Annotated in this window: 13 protein-coding genes, 2 tRNA genes and 3 rRNA genes; 2 read left to right on the forward strand and 16 right to left on the reverse strand. The window is 40.1% G+C overall.

What is annotated here, in order from left to right; all coding sequences use genetic code 11:
* Nucleotides 1-124: 124 nt before the first annotated feature.
* The gene (gene purL, locus RDV53_RS03215; RefSeq protein ID WP_005694794.1) at nucleotides 125-4,018 is read right to left on the reverse strand and encodes a phosphoribosylformylglycinamidine synthase; all 3,894 of its coding nucleotides are present in this window, start codon (nucleotides 4,016-4,018) and stop codon (nucleotides 125-127) included.
* 176 nt (nucleotides 4,019-4,194) lie between these two features.
* On the opposite strand from purL, the gene RDV53_RS03220 reads away from it, so the two are divergent.
* Nucleotides 4,195-4,992, forward strand: a complete 798-nt coding sequence (locus RDV53_RS03220) for an SAM-dependent methyltransferase (RefSeq protein WP_005694795.1) — start codon at nucleotides 4,195-4,197, stop codon at nucleotides 4,990-4,992.
* 22 nt (nucleotides 4,993-5,014) lie between these two features.
* Here the strand turns inward: RDV53_RS03220 and RDV53_RS03225 are convergent, their stop codons facing one another.
* The 9 genes from RDV53_RS03225 to RDV53_RS03265 all read right to left on the reverse strand — a co-directional run bounded on the left by RDV53_RS03225 (nucleotide 5,015) and on the right by RDV53_RS03265 (nucleotide 15,923).
* Nucleotides 5,015-7,162 (reverse strand): SEC-C metal-binding domain-containing protein, encoded by a 2,148-nt coding sequence (locus RDV53_RS03225; RefSeq protein WP_005694796.1) that lies wholly within the window; start codon nucleotides 7,160-7,162, stop codon nucleotides 5,015-5,017.
* A gap of 75 nt (nucleotides 7,163-7,237) precedes the next feature.
* Complete coding sequence (locus RDV53_RS03230; protein ID WP_032822351.1) at nucleotides 7,238-7,912, reverse strand: phosphoglycolate phosphatase; 675 nt, start codon at nucleotides 7,910-7,912, stop codon at nucleotides 7,238-7,240.
* A gap of 12 nt (nucleotides 7,913-7,924) precedes the next feature.
* Entirely contained in the window at nucleotides 7,925-8,596 is a 672-nt protein-coding gene (gene rpe, locus RDV53_RS03235; protein WP_005694798.1) for a ribulose-phosphate 3-epimerase, read from the reverse strand.
* Nucleotides 8,597-8,759: 163 nt separating this feature from the next.
* Entirely contained in the window at nucleotides 8,760-10,424 is a 1,665-nt protein-coding gene (locus RDV53_RS03240; protein WP_005694800.1) for a bifunctional metallophosphatase/5'-nucleotidase, read from the reverse strand.
* A gap of 131 nt (nucleotides 10,425-10,555) precedes the next feature.
* Nucleotides 10,556-10,885 carry a DMT family transporter gene (locus RDV53_RS03245; protein ID WP_005694801.1) on the reverse strand — a complete coding sequence of 110 codons (330 nt, stop codon included), beginning with the start codon at nucleotides 10,883-10,885 and terminating at the stop codon, nucleotides 10,556-10,558.
* 37 nt (nucleotides 10,886-10,922) lie between these two features.
* Nucleotides 10,923-12,068 carry an anaerobic sulfatase maturase gene (locus tag RDV53_RS03250; protein WP_005694802.1) on the reverse strand — a complete coding sequence of 382 codons (1,146 nt, stop codon included), beginning with the start codon at nucleotides 12,066-12,068 and terminating at the stop codon, nucleotides 10,923-10,925.
* Between the two features lie 21 nt (nucleotides 12,069-12,089).
* Complete coding sequence (locus RDV53_RS03255; RefSeq protein WP_032822349.1) at nucleotides 12,090-12,677, reverse strand: Crp/Fnr family transcriptional regulator; 588 nt, start codon at nucleotides 12,675-12,677, stop codon at nucleotides 12,090-12,092.
* A 38-nt stretch (nucleotides 12,678-12,715) separates the two neighbouring features.
* A complete protein-coding gene (locus RDV53_RS03260) occupies nucleotides 12,716-14,161 on the reverse strand; it encodes a sulfatase family protein (RefSeq protein WP_005694804.1) in 1,446 nt (481 codons plus the stop codon).
* A 49-nt stretch (nucleotides 14,162-14,210) separates the two neighbouring features.
* A complete protein-coding gene (locus tag RDV53_RS03265) occupies nucleotides 14,211-15,923 on the reverse strand; it encodes a solute:sodium symporter family transporter (protein ID WP_032822348.1) in 1,713 nt (570 codons plus the stop codon).
* Nucleotides 15,924-16,136: 213 nt separating this feature from the next.
* On the opposite strand from RDV53_RS03265, the gene RDV53_RS03270 reads away from it, so the two are divergent.
* A complete protein-coding gene (locus RDV53_RS03270; protein WP_005694806.1) occupies nucleotides 16,137-16,931 on the forward strand; it encodes a sulfite exporter TauE/SafE family protein in 795 nt (264 codons plus the stop codon).
* A gap of 34 nt (nucleotides 16,932-16,965) precedes the next feature.
* Here the strand turns inward: RDV53_RS03270 and mazG are convergent, their stop codons facing one another.
* From mazG to RDV53_RS03300, 6 genes are all read right to left on the reverse strand, one after another.
* Nucleotides 16,966-17,754, reverse strand: a complete 789-nt coding sequence (gene mazG, locus RDV53_RS03275; protein WP_005694807.1) for a nucleoside triphosphate pyrophosphohydrolase — start codon at nucleotides 17,752-17,754, stop codon at nucleotides 16,966-16,968.
* 99 nt (nucleotides 17,755-17,853) lie between these two features.
* Nucleotides 17,854-17,929, reverse strand: a tRNA-Trp gene (locus RDV53_RS03280).
* 15 nt (nucleotides 17,930-17,944) lie between these two features.
* A tRNA-Asp gene (locus tag RDV53_RS03285) sits at nucleotides 17,945-18,021 on the reverse strand.
* A gap of 14 nt (nucleotides 18,022-18,035) precedes the next feature.
* Nucleotides 18,036-18,151: ribosomal RNA gene (gene rrf, locus RDV53_RS03290) — 5S ribosomal RNA — on the reverse strand.
* A 50-nt stretch (nucleotides 18,152-18,201) separates the two neighbouring features.
* Nucleotides 18,202-18,317 (reverse strand): 5S ribosomal RNA (gene rrf, locus RDV53_RS03295).
* A 143-nt stretch (nucleotides 18,318-18,460) separates the two neighbouring features.
* A 23S ribosomal RNA gene (locus RDV53_RS03300) occupies nucleotides 18,461-21,358 on the reverse strand.
* Nucleotides 21,359-21,416: the final 58 nt, after the last annotated feature.

Genomic DNA, 21,416 nt, shown 5'->3' on the forward strand with positions numbered 1-21,416 from the left:
CATTAACAATATTACTTGCTAATATTGTTGGCATTTTTTATTACTAAAATTTATATAATAAAAAAGAGATACCAATTTAGTAGTATCTCTTATTTTTGATTAATTTTCTGTGAGCAATCTCACATTATTTAAAATTCACTCTCGCATTTCTAAAAATTCGCATCCAAGCACCATCTTCAGACCAATCTTCCGGATACCATGAGTTGCTCACGGCACGGAATACACGCTCAGGGTGTGGCATCATCGCAGCAATACGACCATCGACGTTAGAAATAGCAGTAATCCCTAATGCCGAACCATTCGGGTTAGCGGGATAAGTTTCCGTCACGTTTAAATGGCTGTCGATATATTGCGCCACAATTAAGTTTTGCGCTTGAAGTGCGGTCAAATTCTCAGGTGTTTTGAATTCTACGCGACCTTCACCATGAGAAACGGCAATCGGCATATGTGAACCTGCCATGCCTTTAAACCATAATGAGTTAGTGTCGTTGATTTTCACCATTGCAGCACGCGCTTCAAAACGCTCTGATTTATTACGCACGAAACGTGGCCAGTTTTCTGCACCAGGGATGATTTCCGCAAGGGTGGAGATAAATTGACAGCCGTTACATACACCTAATGAAAGGGTGTTTTCATTGGCGAAGAATTGGCTGAACTGATCGCGTAATTGTGGGTTGAATAAAATGGATTTCGCCCAGCCGCCACCTGCGCCTAATACGTCACCGTAAGAAAAGCCACCACAGGCCACCATCGCATTGAAGTCGTTTAAGTTGTAACGGCCTGCCATTAAATCGCTCATATGAACATCAATCGCTGCAAAGCCAGCACGGTCAAAAGCGGCTGCCATTTCAACGTGGCTGTTTACGCCTTGTTCACGCAATACGGCTACTTTCGGTTTCACGCCTTTACTAATGTAAGGCGCAGCAATATCTTCATTCACATCATAGGTTAAGTAAGCGGATAAGCCTTTGTTGTCAGTGGCTTTTTTCGCTTCAAATTCTTGGTCAGCACATTCTGGGTTATCACGTAAGCGTTGCATTTGGTGAGTGAGTTCTGCCCAAATACCGCGTAATTCAGAGCGTTTTTCGCTTAATAGTTTTTTGCTGCCTCGTGTGATTTCAAAACGATCTTCTGTACTTACAGAACCAAGTTCATAAGTTAAACCAAGCAAGTCATGGGCTTTTAATACCTCACGCACCGCGCTTAATTCACTTTCTGATACTTGGATCACTGCACCTAATTCTTCATTGAATAACACGGCTAAATCATTATCGCCTAATGCAGAGATATCCATATCTACACCGCAGTTACCCGCAAATGCCATTTCTGCAAGCGTAGTGATTAAACCACCGTCTGAACGGTCGTGGTAAGCCAATAATTTACGCTCTGCCACCAATGCTTGCATTGCATCGAAGAAGTTTTTCAGTTTGGCGACACTCACCACATCGGCTGGTTTATCACCTAATTGTTTATACACTTGCGCAAGTGCGGTCGCGCCTAAGCGATTTTTTCTTTCGCCTAAATCAATCAATAATAAGCGGCTTGCACCTTTGTCTGTACGTAATTGCGGGGTCACAGTTTTGCGCACATCTTCCACTCGCGCAAAAGATGAAATCACTAAAGAAAGCGGAGCAGTAACGAATTTTTTCTCGCCATTTTCTTCCCAAGTGGTTTTCATCGACATGGAGTCTTTACCCACTGGAATGGTGATACCTAACGCAGGGCAAAGTTCTTCGCCGACTGCTTTCACCGCTTCATATAAGCCGGCATCTTCACCACCATGACCGGCTGCAGACATCCAGTTTGCAGAAAGTTTAATACGTTTAATATCGCCAATGTTGGTGCCTGCAATGTTGGTAATGGATTCAGCCACCGCTAAACGTGCAGATGCACCAAAGTCTAATAATGCCACTGGAGCACGTTCGCCCATTGCCATGGCTTCACCATGATAGCTGTCTAATGAGGCAGTTGTGACGGCAACATCAGACACCGGAATTTGCCATGGGCCGACCATTTGATCACGCGCCACCATACCGGTTACCGAACGGTCGCCAATGGTGATTAAGAAGGTTTTTTCTGCCACCACCGGTAAACGTAATACACGATGGAAGGCTTCTTTTAATTGAATATTTTCTGTTGCAAGCGGTCGATTTTCGACAGTTTTTGACGAAACCTCGCGCGTCATTTTCGGGGTTTTGCCCAATAACACATTCATTGGCAAATCAATTGGGTTATTGTCAAAATGACTATCGTGCAAGGTTAAATGTTTCTCTTCCGTTGCCTCACCAATGACCGCAAATGGCGCACGCTCACGTTCACAAAGTGCGGTAAATAATTTGAGTTTTTCTGGCGCAACCGCTAAGACATAACGTTCTTGCGATTCGTTACACCAAATTTCCAATGGTGACATGCCTTTTTCATCGCAAAGAATTGAGCGTAAATCAAATTTACCGCCACGTTCGCCATCGTGCACCAATTCAGGCATCGCGTTGGATAAACCACCCGCGCCCACATCGTGAATAAAGAGAATTGGGTTTTCTTCGCCTAATTGCCAGCAGCGGTCAATCACCTCTTGGCAGCGGCGTTCCATTTCTGGGTTTTCACGTTGAACGGAAGCAAAATCTAAATCTTCTTTTGATTTACCGCTGTCCATCGAAGAAGCTGCCCCACCGCCTAAGCCGATGTTCATGGCTGGGCCACCCAATACGATCAATTTCGCACCCACTGGTATTTCGCCTTTTTGAACGTGTTCGCCACGAATGTTACCGATACCACCGGCCAACATGATCGGTTTGTGATAACCGCGTACTTCTTCGCCATTGAAGCTGTTGACTTTCTCTTCATAGGTACGGAAATAACCCAATAACGCAGGGCGACCGAATTCATTGTTAAATGCAGCGCCACCTAATGGGCCTTCAATCATAATATCTAAGGCTGAAGCAATACGGTTTGGTTTGGAAAGTGGATTTTCCCAAGGTTGTTCAAAGTTTGGAATGATGAGGTTTGATACCGAGAAACCGGTTAAACCAGCTTTTGGTTTTGCACCTCGACCGGTTGCCCCTTCGTCACGAATCTCACCGCCAGAACCCGTTGCGGCCCCCGGGAATGGCGAAATTGCGGTTGGATGGTTGTGGGTTTCCACTTTCATTAAGATATGTGCATCTTCATTGTGATAGCGATATTGCCCATCTTGATCCGCAAAGAAACGGCCGACTTTTGAGCCTTCCATTACCGCGGCATTATCTTTATAGGCTGAAAGCACGAAATCAGGGGTTTTCTCAAAGGTGTTTTTAATCATCTTAAACAGGGATTTATCCTGTTTTTTGCCGTCAATAATCCAATCCGCATTAAAGATTTTATGACGGCAGTGCTCAGAGTTGGCTTGCGCAAACATATAAAGTTCAATATCGTGTGGATTGCGTCCTAATTGGGTAAAGTTTTCCACCAAATAATCAATTTCATCTTCTGCCAGTGCTAAACCTAATTCTACGTTGGCAGTGACTAAGGCTTCACGTCCGCCTTTTAAAATATCCACGGTTTTGAACGGTTTCGGATCTTGATGACGGAATAAAATCTCCGCATCTTGCGGATTGCGCACCACGGTTTCCATCATTCGGTCATGTAAAAGTGCGGTCAATTTTTCTGTTGTTTTTTCATCAAGCGGTTGGCTTAACTCAAAATAATACGCCAAACCACGCTCAATACGCTCCACTTCACTTAAACCACAGTTATGTGCAATATCGGTCGCTTTAGAAGACCAAGAAGAAATCGTGCCAACACGTGGAATCACGATAAAAGTTTCGCCTTTGGCTTCATGCTCTGCCAAGGTTGGTCCGTAATGTAACAATGCTTTTAGTTTTGCTTCCTGCTCGCTAACAAGCGGTCGATTTAATTCCACAAAATGCAAATATTCCGCGTAAACCGATTTCACCGGTAATTGATTTTGTTGGAATTTTTGCATTAAACCTTGAATACGGAATTCAGAAAGGGCGGGTGAGCCACGAAAAGTTTGAAACATACGGGTACCTTTGAGTTATGTTTGAGATGAAAATCGCGGGCTATTATAAAGGAAAATACGCCAAAACGAAAACGTTTGCGTCAATCATTTTCAAATGATTTTCAGTGGGAGAAAGCATATAATCATCAAGCAATTTAAAAACAATCCGAAAACTAACCGCACTTTGGGGCGCCACTATGATCATCAATGACATCAATTTCAACGATCTCTATCAACAACATCTGAAAGCCTGCAATCACTATAATCTTCCACCAACAAAGTGGGATAAAAAAGCGCCTAAAATGGCCGAGAATTTAGTAGGTAAACCAAGCCGTTATAACGATACTTTGCTTAAAGCCATGAATGTGCAACCCAATGAAACGGTGTTAGATATTGGCTGTGGCCCCGGCACGTTTGTGATTCCTTTAGCCCAACAATGCCAAGCTGTGTATGCCCTCGATTACAGCCAAGGGATGCTGGATATGGTGCAACAATACAAAGAAAAGCATCAACTGAATAATATTACCCTTCTACATAAATCATGGTCCGATAACTGGGATGATGTGCCTCAAGCGGATGTAATACTCGCCTCTCGCTCGACGCTTGTGGATGATTTGGATGATATGATTGAAAAGCTGCAAAGCAAGGCGAAAAAACGCATTTTTTTAACCTCAGTGACCCAACGCCATTTTCTCGATGAAGGCGTATTTGAAGCCATTGGCCGTGATGACGTTGGCTTCCCAACTTATATTTATTTAGTCAATCGTCTCTACCAAAAAGGCATTCACGCGAATGTGAGTTTTATTGAAACCGAATCCGGTCATTTCCAAGGCGAAACCTTTGAGGATTTATTAAATTCTGTGGAGTTTTCTCTCGGTAATCTCACCGAAAAAGAAAAACAAGATTTAGCAAAATTCTATCAACAAAAACAAATAAACAATGAACCGATAAAACACGGACAACGCAAATGGGCGTTGATTTGGTGGGAGGTTTAAGAAAAAGTGCGGTAAATTAATCCTATTTATTAAGACAACATTTTTTATATTTTTTTCCACTTCCACATGGGCAGCTATCGTTTCGTCCAGTTTTTCTCTTAAATTTTCCTAAGCTTGACTGAGAAATAAGTTTAGTAAATCTCCGACACTTTTCGTCCATTTCGTCTGATTGCCGCCATTTATAAATTTTATTTATACCGAATCGAACCCTAGAACTATCAATATTAACGGCAATACCAAACCAATGCTCTAATTTAGATACATATTTTCTTAATTCGCAGTGACTATTCAATTTAAGCATAGCCTCATCATCAGGTGCATCTGTGCAATGGATCGTTAAACCAAAAGAGTTATCCTTACCAAAAATTAAAGTAAGATCATGTAACTTCCTATCTCTCATACTATCTAAGCAGATTCTACGAACTTTCTCATTTAACTCAGATACAGAAGTTTCACTCAACATCAATAATTTAAATCCTAAGTCAATAACATTAGGATTTTTATCATTCTCAATATCTTTAATTAAGGTATCAAAGAATGTTCCTTGATACTTAGTTAATATCCCACTGTGAGCATATTCATTTCCTAATCCTCCGCTTCTAGATAGCATTACTAGATCTAGTTCAGCTCCAATATCATCAAGGAGCCATAGAACTGAATGTTCTTCGGTTAAATATAAATTATTTTTTAAATGATAAGAAAGAATTGTCAATTCATGGTTGGAAATAACTTTATCCCCATATGTAACACGACGGTTAATATAACTTAAAAAATATAACGGAGTTTTTAATATTTCTGTGATTACATCTAAAGTAAAAATATCTATAACAAAAGCAGATTTAATAATAGGATGTTGTCTCTGTTTTAAAAAATGTCTAGCCTGTATAGATAAAGCAGGATAATGATCAGAAATAATAGATAAAGGATATATTTCAGCAATGTTTCTATTAATTTTTAATTCCTCACCAGAGGGTAAAATTAGTGTATTTGTAGTATCTAATAAAAATATTCCACATTCTACAGCTTGATCATAGGATGCTTGTATAGCCTTCTTAAAATCATTATTTAAAGCGTCATCATTTCCTGCTCTAGCGGAAATTGTTAATTTTTTAGATTTTGCTTGCAATATTATTAATCTATTACCAAAAGTAACTAATACATCTATTTCGCCTAATTTATTGCTATTAGTATCTTTTATATCTATATTTTTAAATACATTTTTTTCACCAAATACATGCCTTAATCGCTCATAGGAGAAATCTTCTGTGAATTTCCCTCTATGTTCCATTGCTTTATTTTTATACTTAGGATCTTGATTAAACCAAAAGAAGGGCGTTTCGTATAGAGCTTCCAATAAGCTATAATACTGAAGTAGTAGAAATTCACCGTTTTCTAACGGTAAAATTGGATACGCATTAGTGGCATTAAAATCATTAATGCATTCAAATTTATCATTAGACTCTTTTGAAAAAGAAAATGAATTAATAATATTTTCTATAGTTTTTGCATCTATTCCTGTCTTATAAGAAATATCCTGTATAGAAAATATATATCCAGGTAGAATTGTATAATTATTTAACTTCTCTTTTTGTAAATCCTTCAACGTTTCATTTATTTTTTCTGTTTGAATACCCTCTATAGATGAGATAACTTTATAAAGTTGCTCTACAGAATATTCTTTATTAAGGATAAACCAATCATTATCATAGCTATACTTAAATTTTGAAAAGTCTCTATACTGAAAATGATATGCTGAATCACCTGTATAAAATATAGGTTCTCTTAGCATCTCTCCTGAATTCATATATTTCAAAAATTCTTCAATTGAACCTGAATCACCGGTTCCTATCATCATTGATAAATGTAACTCTTTTAATAAAAGTTCTGTTTGACTCACTAATTCTTGGAATTTTTTAGGTTCAGGAAGTTCTAAATTTAGAGTTTTTTTGCACATTAAACCTATGAGTAGAGATATTTCATTCCTAATTAATTTATTCTGGTTATATTTTTCTAAAATAGCATCTTTAGTTGCCTGCTTAGAATCAGAGAAAATAGAATTATCTCTAAAACAAAAGTAAGCAATTATATGTGCATAGCCAGGTTGCTGACATAAAGCTTCTAAATCGTCAAAGATAGCTTTTTCATCTCGAGTATTATCCAATACACTCATACTATTCCCTTAAATTTATACAGCTATATAGCATCCCAGATTTATTATATTTTAACTAAACTTTCAGTAATAAAATTAAAGAATCTCTAATAACTTCGCAAAGTCATCAAACACCCAATCTGGGTTTGATTCAGCAATTGGGATATTGTAGTTGTATCCGTAAGTTAATCCCACAACCGGGCAACCTGCTGAATGTGCCGCGAGGATATCATTTCGAGAGTCACCCACAAACAGCACTTGGCGAGGTTCTACGCCAAATTTACCGCATAAATAATACAATGGGCCTGGGTGTGGTTTAATCGCGGGTAATGATTGTCCACCAAGCATTTCACTGAATAGATGATCGATACCAAATGCCGCTAATACTGGCTGAACATGACGAGTTGGTTTGTTCGTTACCACGGCTAAGGTATAACCTCGAGCTTTCAAAGTTTCCAATGTTTCTTTTACATTTGGATATAAACGACTCACATTGCAAAGATTTTCAGCATAATGCACATTAAAACGCTCTTTCACTTGCTCGATTTCAGCTTCAGAGAATGTCTTACCTGTTTGCTCTTCCGTCCATTTTAAAGCACGCGCAATTAATACAGGTGCGCCATTACCAATCCAAGTTAAAACCTGTGCTTCTGATGCAGGTGCAAAACCAAAATCAGCCAATGCAGAATTCACGGATAACGCTAAATCCGGCAAGCTATTCACGAGCGTACCATCTAAATCAAAACCGATAACTTTAAATTGAGTCTTCATTCTCACCACCATCTATTTAACTGAAGCTAACTGTGCACGCATTTGATCAATGATTTGTTTATAATCTGGTTTGCCAAAAATCGCTGAGCCTGCCACAAACATATCTGCACCAGCCGCCGCGATTTCTGCAATATTATTCACTTTTACACCACCATCAACTTCTAAACGGATATCTAAACCGCTTTCATCAATCAAACGACGAGCTTGTTGTAATTTCTTCAATGTTGAAGGTAAAAAGGATTGTCCACCAAATCCTGGATTCACGGACATTAACAAAATCACATCAACCTTATCTAATACATAATCCAAATAACTTAATGGTGTGGCAGGATTAAACACTAAACCCGCTTTACAGCCGTGCTCACGAATGAGTTGTAAAGAGCGGTCAATATGTTCACTGGCTTCAGGGTGAAACGTAATGTAATCTGCACCTGCTTTGGCAAAATCAGGAATGATACGATCGACCGGTTTAACCATTAAATGCACGTCAATAGGTGCTTTAATGCCATAATCACGCAAAGCTTTACACACAGCTGGGCCAAAGGTTAAATTCGGCACATAGTGATTATCCATTACATCAAAATGAATCACATCCGCACCGGCATTCAACACGTTTTGCACATCATCTCCTAGACGAGCAAGATCTGCAGAAAGGATAGAAGGGGCGATTAAATAAGGTTTCATTTGTCATCTCCTAAAGGATAAAAGTCCTTGTAGTTTACTACGTTAGGCTTAATTTTACCTTGATTATTTACAAGTTTTAGCTGAAAACAAAGAAAAAAATAACCGCACTTGATTCAATTACCTCAAAGTGCGGTTGGTTTTTATCGTATTTTAAAAAGACCGATTAGTTTAATCCAATGATTTCCCAACGGTTGTGAGATTGACCATCGATTTTGCCTTTTTTCACATTCGTGATGTAATCGATCATCATATTTTGGATAGTGCCTTTTTCGCGGCCCATTGCGACTTTAGATTCCCAAAGTACTGGGATTTCTTGACCTTCCCAAATACCACCTTTACCGTTTAATTGAGCGAAACGATATGAGTTCATACCCACTTTTAATTTCATATCATCTGTCACCGGTTTGCCGTCAGCAAGGGTTAAATCAACGATTTTGCTACCTTTTGGATTACGTAAGTCAATTTTATAATTTACGCCACCGAAAATGTCGTAAGTCACATATTTTGATTTTTTACGCTCTGCATTGTAACGGTATTCAGTATCACCTGGTTGGATGGTATCGAAGTAGTTTGCAGACCATTCCATATATTCTTTCAATTGTTTACCGGTCATTTCATAAACGGTAACATCACCGCCTGCATAACGATAGTTAAAGATGATGTCTTTTTTCTTGATATCGCCTTTATCCATACGTGCTTTTTGATGGTCGAAAGAGAAAGTCACCACATCTGCACCGCTGTAATGTTGTTCAACATCATTAATAAATGAAGATAAACCAGTATCTTTTGAGAATGCAGCAGATACACCGTGTTTAGTCTCTTGAGGTACCATTTCATTCGCTGTTTGACCGATTACTACGTTGTTTAATTCACGTAATTTCTCGTGATAAGGTTTGTAGATTTCCACAATTTTCTTATCTGCTTCAAGTGCTTTAACTGGAACCGTTTTAGATTCTTTCTTCACTAATTTCACTTCTTTTTTATCATTGATATCAAAAGTGAGATTCACTTCAGATACCACGGTACCGTAACGGTGTGGTTCAGTGATTAGTGTGTTTTTAATGGTTTCACTTGGTACATCTTTGTGCATGTGACCCGCGATAACCACATCAATACCATCTACTGCATTGATGACATCACGCATACCGGTATCAGGAATATTGTTTTCATTATCGATACCCATGTGGGTTACCGCAATAATCGCATCCACGCCTTTTGCTTTTAATTTCTCAACTTGTGTACGCGCTTCTTCTGTCGGCGAAGTAAATTTCATGTCTTTTAAGTTTCCCGTGTCTTCTTCAAATTTTGCTGACATTGGGGTACTTAAACCAATAATCCCTAACTTCACGCCATCTTTTTCGATGATAGTTGTCGCATCGATATAACGTTTGTCATTTTTCTTATGATAGAAGTTTGCGGTTAATTTTTTCGCTTTGATATCTTTTAGGATTTCATCTAATGCTTTCATCCCAAAGTTAAATTCGTGGTTACCCAATACGAAAATATCATAATTCATTTCGTTTAATACTTTTGGAACCGGGTGATTTTTATAGTATTTTTTATCTTTTGCGAACACTTCGATTTGGTTATCTTGGATCGCATCACCGACTTCCACTAACACCACGTTTTTATTATTTTTACGCACATCTTTCACATAAGTTGCAATTTGTGCATAAGAACCTGATTTGTCCTCTACGTCTGCACCATAGCTCCAAGGTACGATACGACCGTGAACATCGGAGGTCCCTAATAATTTAATATTCACTTCTTGTGCCATTGCAGTACTAATTGCAGAAAGCGCAAATAATGAACAAAGTAATTTTTTCATAGAATTTCCTTAAAGTTGCACAAAGTGCGGTTAAAAATGCCGGAGAATTATAGCGGTGAATCGATTGCTTACATAATTTTATTTTGAAGAAAAATAAAATTCGTGAGCTTGATCACATTTCATTTGGAGGATTAATGCCCTGTTTGAGAAAACAAGTTAATCACTAAAACACCACTGATAATCAACGCCATGCCTATCAGCCCTGCGGTATCAATTTTCTGACCAAATGCGAAATATGCCACAATAGCGGTCAGAACAATACCAACGCCCGACCAAATGGCGTAAACCAAGCCCACGGAAAGTGTTCGGAAAACAATGGAGACAAAATAAAACGAAATGGCATATAGCGCTAATGAACCAACGGTGGGTAAAAGTTTGGTAAAGCCATCACTGACTTTTAATAAATTTGTTGCCACAATTTCAAGACAAATAGAAATAGCGAGTAATATCCAAGGATTCATATCAATCAAAACGTAAAGTAGAAAACACCATTCTACCTTAAGCGGCGGATGGATGTAACCGAATTTGACGAGCCATGGCTTGCATATAGAGTGCCGTTTGTTCAAAGAAATAACGGTAAGAGGCACATAAATAATTATGTGGATTGGGTTCATTTTTGAGAGAAACAAAACGATGTTTAGGGCAGCCACCATAACAGAGTTTACGAAACTCACAATGACGGCAAAGTGCGGTCAATTTTTGTGATTTTTCTAAACCGAATTGTTGCTGTTTACTGGAAAGCACAATCTCCGTTAAAGGTTGCTGAGTTAAATTCCCCATCTTGTATTCGGGATACACAAAATGATCGCAAGCATACACATCACCATTGGCTTCTGCCACAAGAGATTGACCGCAAGTGGGTTGATGAACACAAGTTGTAGAAGGATAACCGAGCCATTGTCCTAGTAAATTATCAAACTGCGACACATAAATTTTTCCTACATCATGAGCATACCATTCATGAAAGACATCCACGAGAAATTGCCCATAACCTTCTGATGGTACTGAAAAATCGGTTACTGATTGTGTTTTGGTATGACGTTCGACGATAGGAATAAACTGCATATAAGTCGAACCAAGCTGTTTGAGCGCTAAATAGGTTTCTCTTCCTTTTTGCCAATTTTGATCATTAATGACGGTCAGGGTGTTAAATTCCACGCCATATTCTTGCAGCAAATTTAACGCTTTTACGACTTTTTCAAAAGTGGGATTGCCATTACCTGAAATACGATAACGATTATGCACAGCACTTAAACCGTCAATAGAAAGCCCAATGAGAAAATGATGTTGTTTGAAAAATGCAGCCCATTGCTGATTAAGGGCAATGCCATTGGTTTGAAAGGCGTTTGTAATCTGTTTGCCTTGAGCAAATTCCTGCTGATATTCAACGGCTTGCTTATAAAAATCTAAGCCTAAGAGAGTCGGCTCCCCACCTTGCCAAGCAAATTCAACCACATTCCCTGCATGCGATTGGATATAGTTTTTGACGTAATGTTTTAAGGTGTCTTTCGACATAAAAGGCGCATATTGCCCAAACTGTTCTGATTTTTCCAAATAGAAGCAATATTCACACTGAATGTTACAGTGAAAACTGCTTGGTTTCGCCATTAAGTGAAAATGAGCTTGTGGTGGAAAAACAGACATCAACCATCCTTTGTTACAACATTATTTATGACCTGATATTCGGTCTAATGCACCATTTTGTTTGAGTTCTTTTGCAATACGAATGGCAGTTTCGGTTTCACAGCCGGCATATTCTGCAATTTCACGATATGTCCAATTATAATCAGGAAAATGTTGTTTGAGAAAATACAAACTATCCATCACACGATCTAAAGTACGCAAATAGGCACTTTTTGCCAAACGTTCTTCTGCTTCACGTAATTCATCTGCCAAAATCTGTAATAAACATTGGCTCATCACTGTATTGTGTGTGAAAAATTCAGTCACTACATTAGGTTTGATGCGAGTAATCTCCGCATCAATTAAGACTTTTGCATTGCAATGATAATGTTTATCCGCCATCGAAAACAAAGTTCGAAAACCAAAATAATCGCCCTTGGAATATAATCGCACTAAGCTTTCCTTGCCATTTTCAAGGGTATGAAATAAGCCAACCAAGCCTGCTTGCACATAATAAAATTCATGTGCTGACTCACCTTGTTGATACAAGAAGGAACCTTTCGGTAAGTGATGCAGCTCAGTAAACTGACAATGTGACAATTCAGTAGGCTTGATTGCGCAATTTTCCATAATCATCCCTTAAAAGTGCGGTCAATTTTTTATTGGTTCTACACTTCGTTTATAATCCGATATACCCAATTTTCTAATGGATCATTTAAGCGTTTCATTTCTTGACGCATTTCTTCCAGCATCTCTTTTTTGACCGCCTCATATTCTGGCTTGTAGAACAAATTATGCATTTCAGCCGGATCATTTTTCACATCATAAAGCTCACAAATATCCGAAGCATTAAATACTAATTTATAGTCTTTACGGTGCCACATGCGTTGTTCAAAGTAAACGAAATGCCCTGCTAACTGAGCCAATATCCCTTTACGTTGATTATCTTGATGTTGACGAACAATCGGCAAAATACTTTCCCCTTCAAAGGCCTGAGGAATAGGCTGATTAGCGAGATCATAAACGGTCGAGGTTAAATCATGGAGATAGACAAGGTTATCATCTTGTTGATTAACACGATTTGAATTTGGGTCTTTGATAATCATCGGAATATTGTAGGTGGTATCAAACATGAACTCCCCTTTCTCAATCATTCGATGAGCACCCATCGCATCCCCATGGTCAGCGGTTGCCACAATAAAAGTGCGGTCATAAATACCGTTGTTTTCTAAGAAGGTAAATAGCTCACCAATTGCATCATCAATCAAGGTGATATAACCCCAGAATTTTGTGATCACCTCTTTCCAATGATCTTCGCTCGCTTCCCACATCCCCCACATTTTAGAGATGGTACGATAGTGTCCTGGTTTGCCTTCTAGTGGCTTGAAGAAGCTTTCATCTAGCACCACATCTTCTTTTTTATACATGGAATAATAAGGTTCTGGCACGATACAAGGCGTATGCGGTCCCCAGAAATTAATCCATGTAAAGAACGGTTTATTTTCAGCAAGTGATTCACTAATATAACTTTTCGCTTCATCAATGATGAAATACGGGATGGTTTGTTCTTTTGTGCCTGAAAGCAAACCACAAAGTTCTTGTACACGTAAATGAGGGTTATCACCGAAATAAGCACGGCTCACTTCAGGAATTTCATAGCCTTTTTCATCTAACCATTCTTTATAACGATTGGAATGTGTCGGCGGTTGGTTGAACACTAAATTTTTATACACACCACTGCCCGGATAACCATAGCCATCAAAGTTATGCCCTTTAATGCCATAATCTTCCGGCACGGATTTTGTACCCACGTGCCATTTACCCACAACATAGGTGTTGTAGCCGTCTAGTTTACCGATATTCGGTGCAGCTTCGCTCACTTCACCTGTACCGCCTTTTTCACCATTACGAATGATGCCATGGGTAGATGGCATTAAACCGGTAAAGAGCGAAGTCCGTGCGGGCCCACAAACGGAAGCAGGCGTAAAGGCATTATTAAAACGCACGCCATCTTTAGCTAGACGGTCGATATTCGGGGTTTTAACGATCTGGTGACCATAAGCCCCCAACATATCTTTACGCACTTGGTCGAGTAAAATATAGATAATGTTCATACACAATCCTTATCTATTTTAAGGGCGTACGTGATGTACGCCCGACTGCTTAATGTTGGTTAGAAAGATGTAATTGATGTTCTGTTTTTTCATTTTTTGGTCTAAAGACAATCAACACAATGAGTTGTAATACCGCATACACTTCCAACACTAACATTGGATTGCCATCTGGTGAAGCAATACCAATTGGTGATAAGAATGCATAAAGCGCAATTAAACCAAGAATTAATGAAACAGATGTTACTTTAATGTATTTCCAATTGGTTAAGTCTACATCGCCTTTATTGATGGTATTTTCCACATAAGGTTCACGTTTTAAGAATTGACCTAGAATCAACATGAAAACAACATCAAATACGAATAATCCACCCATCACATACACGAAATTGATTTTCACATTGAACACCCAAACAATACTGAAATAAAGTACTACGTGTACAAGTAAAGCAATACGTGCAGCCAAGCCAGAAACAGTTTTATTAAATAAACCCACAGCAAATAACGCCACGATTGGAATATTCACAAAACCGGCAAAGCGTTTAGTGATTAAGAAAATACCATCTGTACCGAACATCAAAAGTGGGCCAATAATCATGGTCACAATCGCCATAATGGTTGAGACTTTTTTCGCATAGACGATCAACTCTTGATCGGTACGTTGTTTTTTACTGATAGATGGTAATAAGTCTTTACAATAAATGGTCGCTGCAGAGTTTAAGAATGAGTTAAAGGTACTTAAAATTGCACCGAAAAGTGCGGCAATAAAGAAGCCTTGTAATGCAGTCGGCATCACTTTATTCACCAACAATGGATAAGAGGTATCAATTGGATTTAAGCCTTCACCTAGAATATGGAAACTCAATAAACCCGGTAAATTAAGAATAATCGGTAATGTGAGTAGGAAGAGTGCTGCAATTAAAATCCCTTTTTGACCCGATGCTAAATCCTTCGCCCCTAAACAACGTTGTACGATGGCTTGGTTCGTTGTCCAATAGAAGAAGTGAACAACCATAATACCGGTAAAAATTGTCGGCCAAGGGGTAGAGTCGGTTGAACTACCAATAGCGTTCCATTTTTCAACGTGGGTGGTAGTGATGATATTCAACCCTTCTGAAATACTGCCATTACCTAAATAAAGTAACGCAAATACAGGTACAAGCAACGCACCAATCACTAAGATCACGGCATTGATGGTATCGGAAACGGCTACCGCTTTTAACCCACCAAAAATCGCATAAATCGCACCCACTACACCGATAGCAATCACGGTATAGACAATTGCCTGTGCATAGCTTAATCCGAAGATCGTTTCTAGATTGAAGATTTTATTAAAGGCAATCGCTCCAGTATAAAGTGCGGTCGGAATAACGATTAAAAGATAAAAGACTAAGAATAATCCAGACATAATCAAACGTGTTTGTCGGTCAAAGCGATTTTCAAAGAATTCAGGAATGGTGGTATAACCGTTACGCAAATATTTCGGCAACATATAAAGCGCCAAGAAACAAAGCGGAATCACCGTTGGCACAGTCCACGCAATAATAGAAAAGTTGTTTTGATAAGAAACGGCATTCACCCCAATCAATTGCTCAGTAGAAAGTGAAGTTAAAACCATTGAGCAACCAATCACAATACCGCTTAATCCTCGTCCCGCTAAGAAATAACCTTTCGAGGTGGTTAAATCATCGTTTTTCGTCCGTAGCCATGAAATATAGGCTACCAAAGCTGTTACGATGAGGAAACTCGAAACTGTTAATAGCATACGCTCCTCCTTGTAGAAGCCATTATTAATATCCATTTATAGACTACTGCTAGGTGTATAAAGAGCATATGATAATTGTCATACTGATTGTGTGAGAAGGATCACAAAATTAAAATAAAGTCTGTTTTTATAGATAATTATGAGCAAGATCATAAATTATTTATTTATCCAAAAGAATAATAATGCCGTACTCCCACAAAAAAGGAGTTTGAAATGAGTTTACAGTTAATTTTTATTTTAATTTTATGTGGTGTGATGACAAATATAATGTCCGCTATTTTTGGCATCGGTGGCGGCGTATTGATGGTACCTATTCTCTACACCTTATTCCCACAGTTCCCTTTACAAATGATTGCTGCTACATCATTGACGATTGTCATGGGGTCATCCTTTATTAACTTAATTTATTTTTACAAACAAAAAGTATCGATTAATTACAAAGCGATGCTCATTTGGTCTGTGGGTATGATTATTGGTGTGCAGCTAGGATTCGAATCCAGTTTTTATGTACCTGATATTGCCATCATCAGTGTGTTTGTTATCACACTTTCCCTATTAGCAATTCGTACTATTTTTAGTAAAGAAACCGCAATAATTCAGCAATCTACAGCGGATGAAACGATTAAAGGAATAGGGCTTTCAACGATAGGTGGATTTATTGCTGGCATGACTGGCATTGGAGGAGGCTCAATTATGGCGCCTTTAATTGGTCAGTTAAAATCCGTTAAAGCTCATCAAATTGCGCCTTATACCAATGCAATGATGTTTATTGGTGGATTAGGCAGCCTTTATGGCTATCTTTCAAAAAACTCGACTTATCACTTTGGTTGGCAAATCGGTTATGTCAATTTTTCGATTGTGATTATTGTTGTGTTAAGTGCCTTTGTAACTGGATTTTTCTCAATGAAAATTCGAGGTAAATTATCACCGCACTTAGTCAAAAAACTATTGGGTATTATTTTATTGGTAATCAGTGCTTATATGTTACTTATCCATTCCATAAAATAAAAAATGGCAGAGGAAAACGCCTCTGCCATTTTGATTATTTTTCTTCTTTTTTCACTTCATCCCACAGAATATCCATTTCGATTAAAGAAAGATCTTTAAGTAATACGCCTCGTTCTAATGCCTTTCCTTCAACTTTGCGAAAACGTTGTTCAAATTTATTATTTGCCTTACGTAAAGCCTCTTCCGCATTACATTTAAGATGGCGAGACAAATTGACAGTAGCAAAAAATAAATCCCCGATTTCTTCTTCTATTCTTTCTTGATTGCGAGGTGTTTGGTTGATTTCATCTAGTACTTCTTCTAATTCTTCTTCAACTTTAGCAAATACAGGCTCAAGTTCATTCCAATCAAACCCAATCTTTGAACACTGTTTTTGCATTTTCTGTGCTCTTAACAATGCAGGAAAAGCATTTGGAACATTATCTAAAATAGACTGTTGTTTTTGAGCTAATTTTTCTTGTGCTTTGATACTGTTCCAACGGGCTAACGCTTCTTCTTCATTTCCAGCTGTAGCATCACCAAATACATGAGGATGGCGACGTACAATCTTTTCAGAAACATCATTAAGAACATCATCAAATGTAAAATAACCATCCTCTGAAGCGAGTTGACTGAAAAACACCACCTGTAATAAAAGATCACCAAGCTCTTCTCTTAAATTAGCAATATCTTTCTTTTGGATGGCATCAATGACTTCATAAGTTTCTTCAGTTAAACAAGGAATCATGGAGTCATAATTTTGTTTAAGATCCCAAGGACAGCCTCCATTAGGATTACGTAATTGTGCAATTAATTGAATAAAATCTTGAATAGAATAACGCATAAGAATATCTCTGAAACACTAAAATGCAATTAGTATAAAACGAATAACAAAATAGACAATATTCTTATAAAAAATTAAAGATAAATTGATATGGAATAATGGCAGGGGCGGAGAGGCTCGAACTCCCAACACCCGGTTTTGGAGACCGGTGCTCTACCAATTGAACTACGCCCCTATTGGTATTAAGAATTGGCGGAATGGACGGGACTCGAACCCGCGACCCCCTGCGTGACAGGCAGGTATTCTAACCAGCTGAACTACCACTCCGCTAAATAAGGTATGATTGGCAGTGACCTACTCTCACATGGGGAAGCCCCACACTACCATCGGCGTAACAATGTTTCACTTCTGAGTTCGATATGGATTCAGGTGGGACCATTGCACTGTTGCTGCCAAAATTTTTATTTTGTTAATTTACTATTAAAATAAACTAACAAAATAAAAAGTACCTGGCGGTGTCCTACTCTCACATGGGGAAGCCCCACACTACCATCGGCGCATCGGCGTTTCACTTCTGAGTTCGGTATGGGGTCAGGTGGGACCACCGCTCTATCGCCGCCAGGATTATTCCTTTAATAACTTTTCTCTCTGCTCTCACTATCTCTAGTGCTCACAACCAAACAAGCTGATTCACTTCAAAACTTTCTTCTTCATCTCTGAATCTTTTTATTTTAGTCTTACAACCTCAAAAACCCTTGAGCGTTGTATAGTTAAGCCTCTCGGGCAATTAGTATCTGTTAGCTCAACGGCTCGCACCGCTTACACACCAGACCTATCTACGTCTTAGTCTTAAACAACCCTTACTGTCTTAAAGACAGGGAGAACTCATCTCAAGGCAAGTTTCGTGCTTAGATGCTTTCAGCACTTATCTCTTCCGCACTTAGCTACCCGGCAATGCGTCTGGCGACACAACCGGAACACCAGTGGTGCGTCCACTCCGGTCCTCTCGTACTAGGAGCAGCCCCTTTCAATTCTCCAACGCCCACGGCAGATAGGGACCGAACTGTCTCACGACGTTCTAAACCCAGCTCGCGTACCACTTTAAATGGCGAACAGCCATACCCTTGGGACCTACTTCAGCCCCAGGATGTGATGAGCCGACATCGAGGTGCCAAACACCGCCGTCGATATGAACTCTTGGGCGGTATCAGCCTGTTATCCCCGGAGTACCTTTTATCCGTTGAGCGATGGCCCTTCCATTCAGAACCACCGGATCACTATGACCTACTTTCGTACCTGCTCGACTTGTCTGTCTCGCAGTTAAGCTTGCTTATACCATTGCACTAACCTGACGATGTCCGACCGTCATTAGCAAACCTTCGTGCTCCTCCGTTACTCTTTGGGAGGAGACCGCCCCAGTCAAACTACCCACCAGACACTGTCCGAGACCACGTTTCGTAATCTTCGTTAGAACATCAAACGTTAAAGGGTGGTATTTCAAGGTCGACTCCACAATCACTGGCGTGACTGCTTCTAAGTCTCCCACCTATCCTACACATCAAAATTCAATGTTCAGTGTCAAGCTATAGTAAAGGTTCACGGGGTCTTTCCGTCTAGCCGCGGGTACACCGCATCTTCACGGCGATTTCAATTTCACTGAGTCTCGGGTGGAGACAGCCTGGCCATCATTATGCCATTCGTGCAGGTCGGAACTTACCCGACAAGGAATTTCGCTACCTTAGGACCGTTATAGTTACGGCCGCCGTTTACTGGGGCTTCGATCAGGAGCTTCTCTTTCGATTACACCATCAATTAACCTTCCAGCACCGGGCAGGCATCACACCCTATACGTCCACTTTCGTGTTTGCAGAGTGCTGTGTTTTTAATAAACAGTTGCAGCCAGCTGGTATCTTCGACCGGTTCAACCTTCATCCGCAAGGGACTACAATCTACGCCGGCGCACCTTCTCCCGAAGTTACGGTGCTATTTTGCCTAGTTCCTTCACCCGAGTTCTCTCAAGCGCCTGAGTATTCTCTACCTGACCACCTGTGTCGGTTTTCAGTACGGTTTAGATAAACCTGAAGCTTAGTGGCTTTTCCTGGAAGTGTGGTATCGGTTACTTCAGCTCCGTAGAGCCTCGTCATCATCTCTCGGTGTTAAAGAAGTCCGGATTTGCCTAAACTTCACACCTACCAACTTAAACGCACATATCCAACAGTGCGATAACCTAACCTGCTCCGTCCCCACATCGCAGTTTATCCAAGTACGGGAATATTAACCCGTTTCCCATCGACTACGCTTTTCAGCCTCGCCTTAGGGGCCGACTCACCCTGCCCCGATTAACGTTGGACAGGAACCCTTGGTCTTCCGGCGAACGGGTTTTTCACCCGTTTTATCGTTACTTATGTCAGCATTCGCACTTCTGATACGTCCAACAGCCCTCTCGAGCCATCTTCATCCGCTTACAGAACGCTCCCCTACCCAACAGTATTGCTACTGATGCCGCAGCTTCGGTGCTATATTTGAGCCCCGTTACATCTTCCGCGCAGGCCGACTCGACTAGTGAGCTATTACGCTTTCTTTAAATGATGGCTGCTTCTAAGCCAACATCCTAGCTGTCTAAGCCTTCCCACTTCGTTTCCCACTTAATATAGACTTTGGGACCTTAGCTGGCGGTCTGGGTTGTTTCCCTCTCCACGACGGACGTTAGCACCCGCCGTGTGTCTCCTGAGTATCACTCTTCGGTATTCGTAGTTTGCATCGGGTTGGTAATCCGGGATGGACCCCTAGCCGAAACAGTGCTCTACCCCCGAAGGTGTCCGCTCAAGGCTCTACCTAAATAGATTTCGGGGAGAACCAGCTATCTCCCGGTTTGATTGGCCTTTCACCCCCAGCCACAAGTCATCCGCTAATTTTTCAACATTAGTCGGTTCGGTCCTCCAGTTAGTGTTACCCAACCTTCAACCTGCCCATGGCTAGATCACCGGGTTTCGGGTCTATACCTTGCAACTAGACGCCCAGTTAAGACTCGGTTTCCCTTCGGCTCCCCTATTCGGTTAACCTCGCTACAAAATATAAGTCGCTGACCCATTATACAAAAGGTACGCAGTCACCCTTAAAGGGCTCCCACTGCTTGTACGTACAAGGTTTCAGGTTCTATTTCACTCCCCTCACCGGGGTTCTTTTCGCCTTTCCTTCACAGTACTGGTTCACTATCGGTCAATCAGGAGTATTTAGCCTTGGAGGATGGTCCCCCCATCTTCAAACAGGATATCACGTGTCCCGCCCTACTTGTCGTTAGCTTAGTACCATGACCTGGACTTCGAGTACGGGGCTATCACCCTGTATCGCCAAGCTTCCCAGCTTGTTCCTCTGTCTCTGCCATTATCACTAACAGGCTCCTTCGCGTTCGCTCGCCGCTACTAACGAAATCTCGGTTGATTTCTTTTCCTCGGGGTACTTAGATGTTTCAGTTCTCCCGGTTTGCCTCACTTACCTATGGATTCAGTAAGTGATAGTAGATTCTTCATCTACTGGGTTTCCCCATTCGGACATCTTGGATTAAACGCCTCTTATCGACTCATCCAAGCTTTTCGCAGATTAGCACGTCCTTCCTCGCCTCTGATTGCCAAGGCATCCACCTTGTACGCTTAGTCACTTAACTATACAACCTCAAAAATTCTTGATGTTGTGTTTTCAACTAAACACTTGATTGCTTTTGT

It is taken from the genome of Haemophilus parainfluenzae ATCC 33392, assembly GCF_031191205.1.
GTDB lineage: Bacteria > Pseudomonadota > Gammaproteobacteria > Enterobacterales > Pasteurellaceae > Haemophilus_D > Haemophilus_D parainfluenzae.

Bases quoted from the DNA above. Each gene is read 5' to 3' on its own strand.
- purL (WP_005694794.1), bottom strand. From the start codon at position 4,018: ATGTTTCAAACTTTTCGTGGCTCACCCGCCCTTTCTGAATTCCGTATT.
- RDV53_RS03220 (WP_005694795.1), top strand. From the start codon at position 4,195: ATGATCATCAATGACATCAATTTCAACGATCTCTATCAACAACATCTG.
- RDV53_RS03225 (WP_005694796.1), bottom strand. From the start codon at position 7,162: ATGAGTGTATTGGATAATACTCGAGATGAAAAAGCTATCTTTGACGAT.
- RDV53_RS03230 (WP_032822351.1), bottom strand. From the start codon at position 7,912: ATGAAGACTCAATTTAAAGTTATCGGTTTTGATTTAGATGGTACGCTC.
- rpe (WP_005694798.1), bottom strand. From the start codon at position 8,596: ATGAAACCTTATTTAATCGCCCCTTCTATCCTTTCTGCAGATCTTGCT.
- RDV53_RS03240 (WP_005694800.1), bottom strand. From the start codon at position 10,424: ATGAAAAAATTACTTTGTTCATTATTTGCGCTTTCTGCAATTAGTACT.
- RDV53_RS03245 (WP_005694801.1), bottom strand. From the start codon at position 10,885: ATGAATCCTTGGATATTACTCGCTATTTCTATTTGTCTTGAAATTGTG.
- RDV53_RS03250 (WP_005694802.1), bottom strand. From the start codon at position 12,068: ATGTCTGTTTTTCCACCACAAGCTCATTTTCACTTAATGGCGAAACCA.
- RDV53_RS03255 (WP_032822349.1), bottom strand. From the start codon at position 12,677: ATGGAAAATTGCGCAATCAAGCCTACTGAATTGTCACATTGTCAGTTT.
- RDV53_RS03260 (WP_005694804.1), bottom strand. From the start codon at position 14,161: ATGAACATTATCTATATTTTACTCGACCAAGTGCGTAAAGATATGTTG.
- RDV53_RS03265 (WP_032822348.1), bottom strand. From the start codon at position 15,923: ATGCTATTAACAGTTTCGAGTTTCCTCATCGTAACAGCTTTGGTAGCC.
- RDV53_RS03270 (WP_005694806.1), top strand. From the start codon at position 16,137: ATGAGTTTACAGTTAATTTTTATTTTAATTTTATGTGGTGTGATGACA.
- mazG (WP_005694807.1), bottom strand. From the start codon at position 17,754: ATGCGTTATTCTATTCAAGATTTTATTCAATTAATTGCACAATTACGT.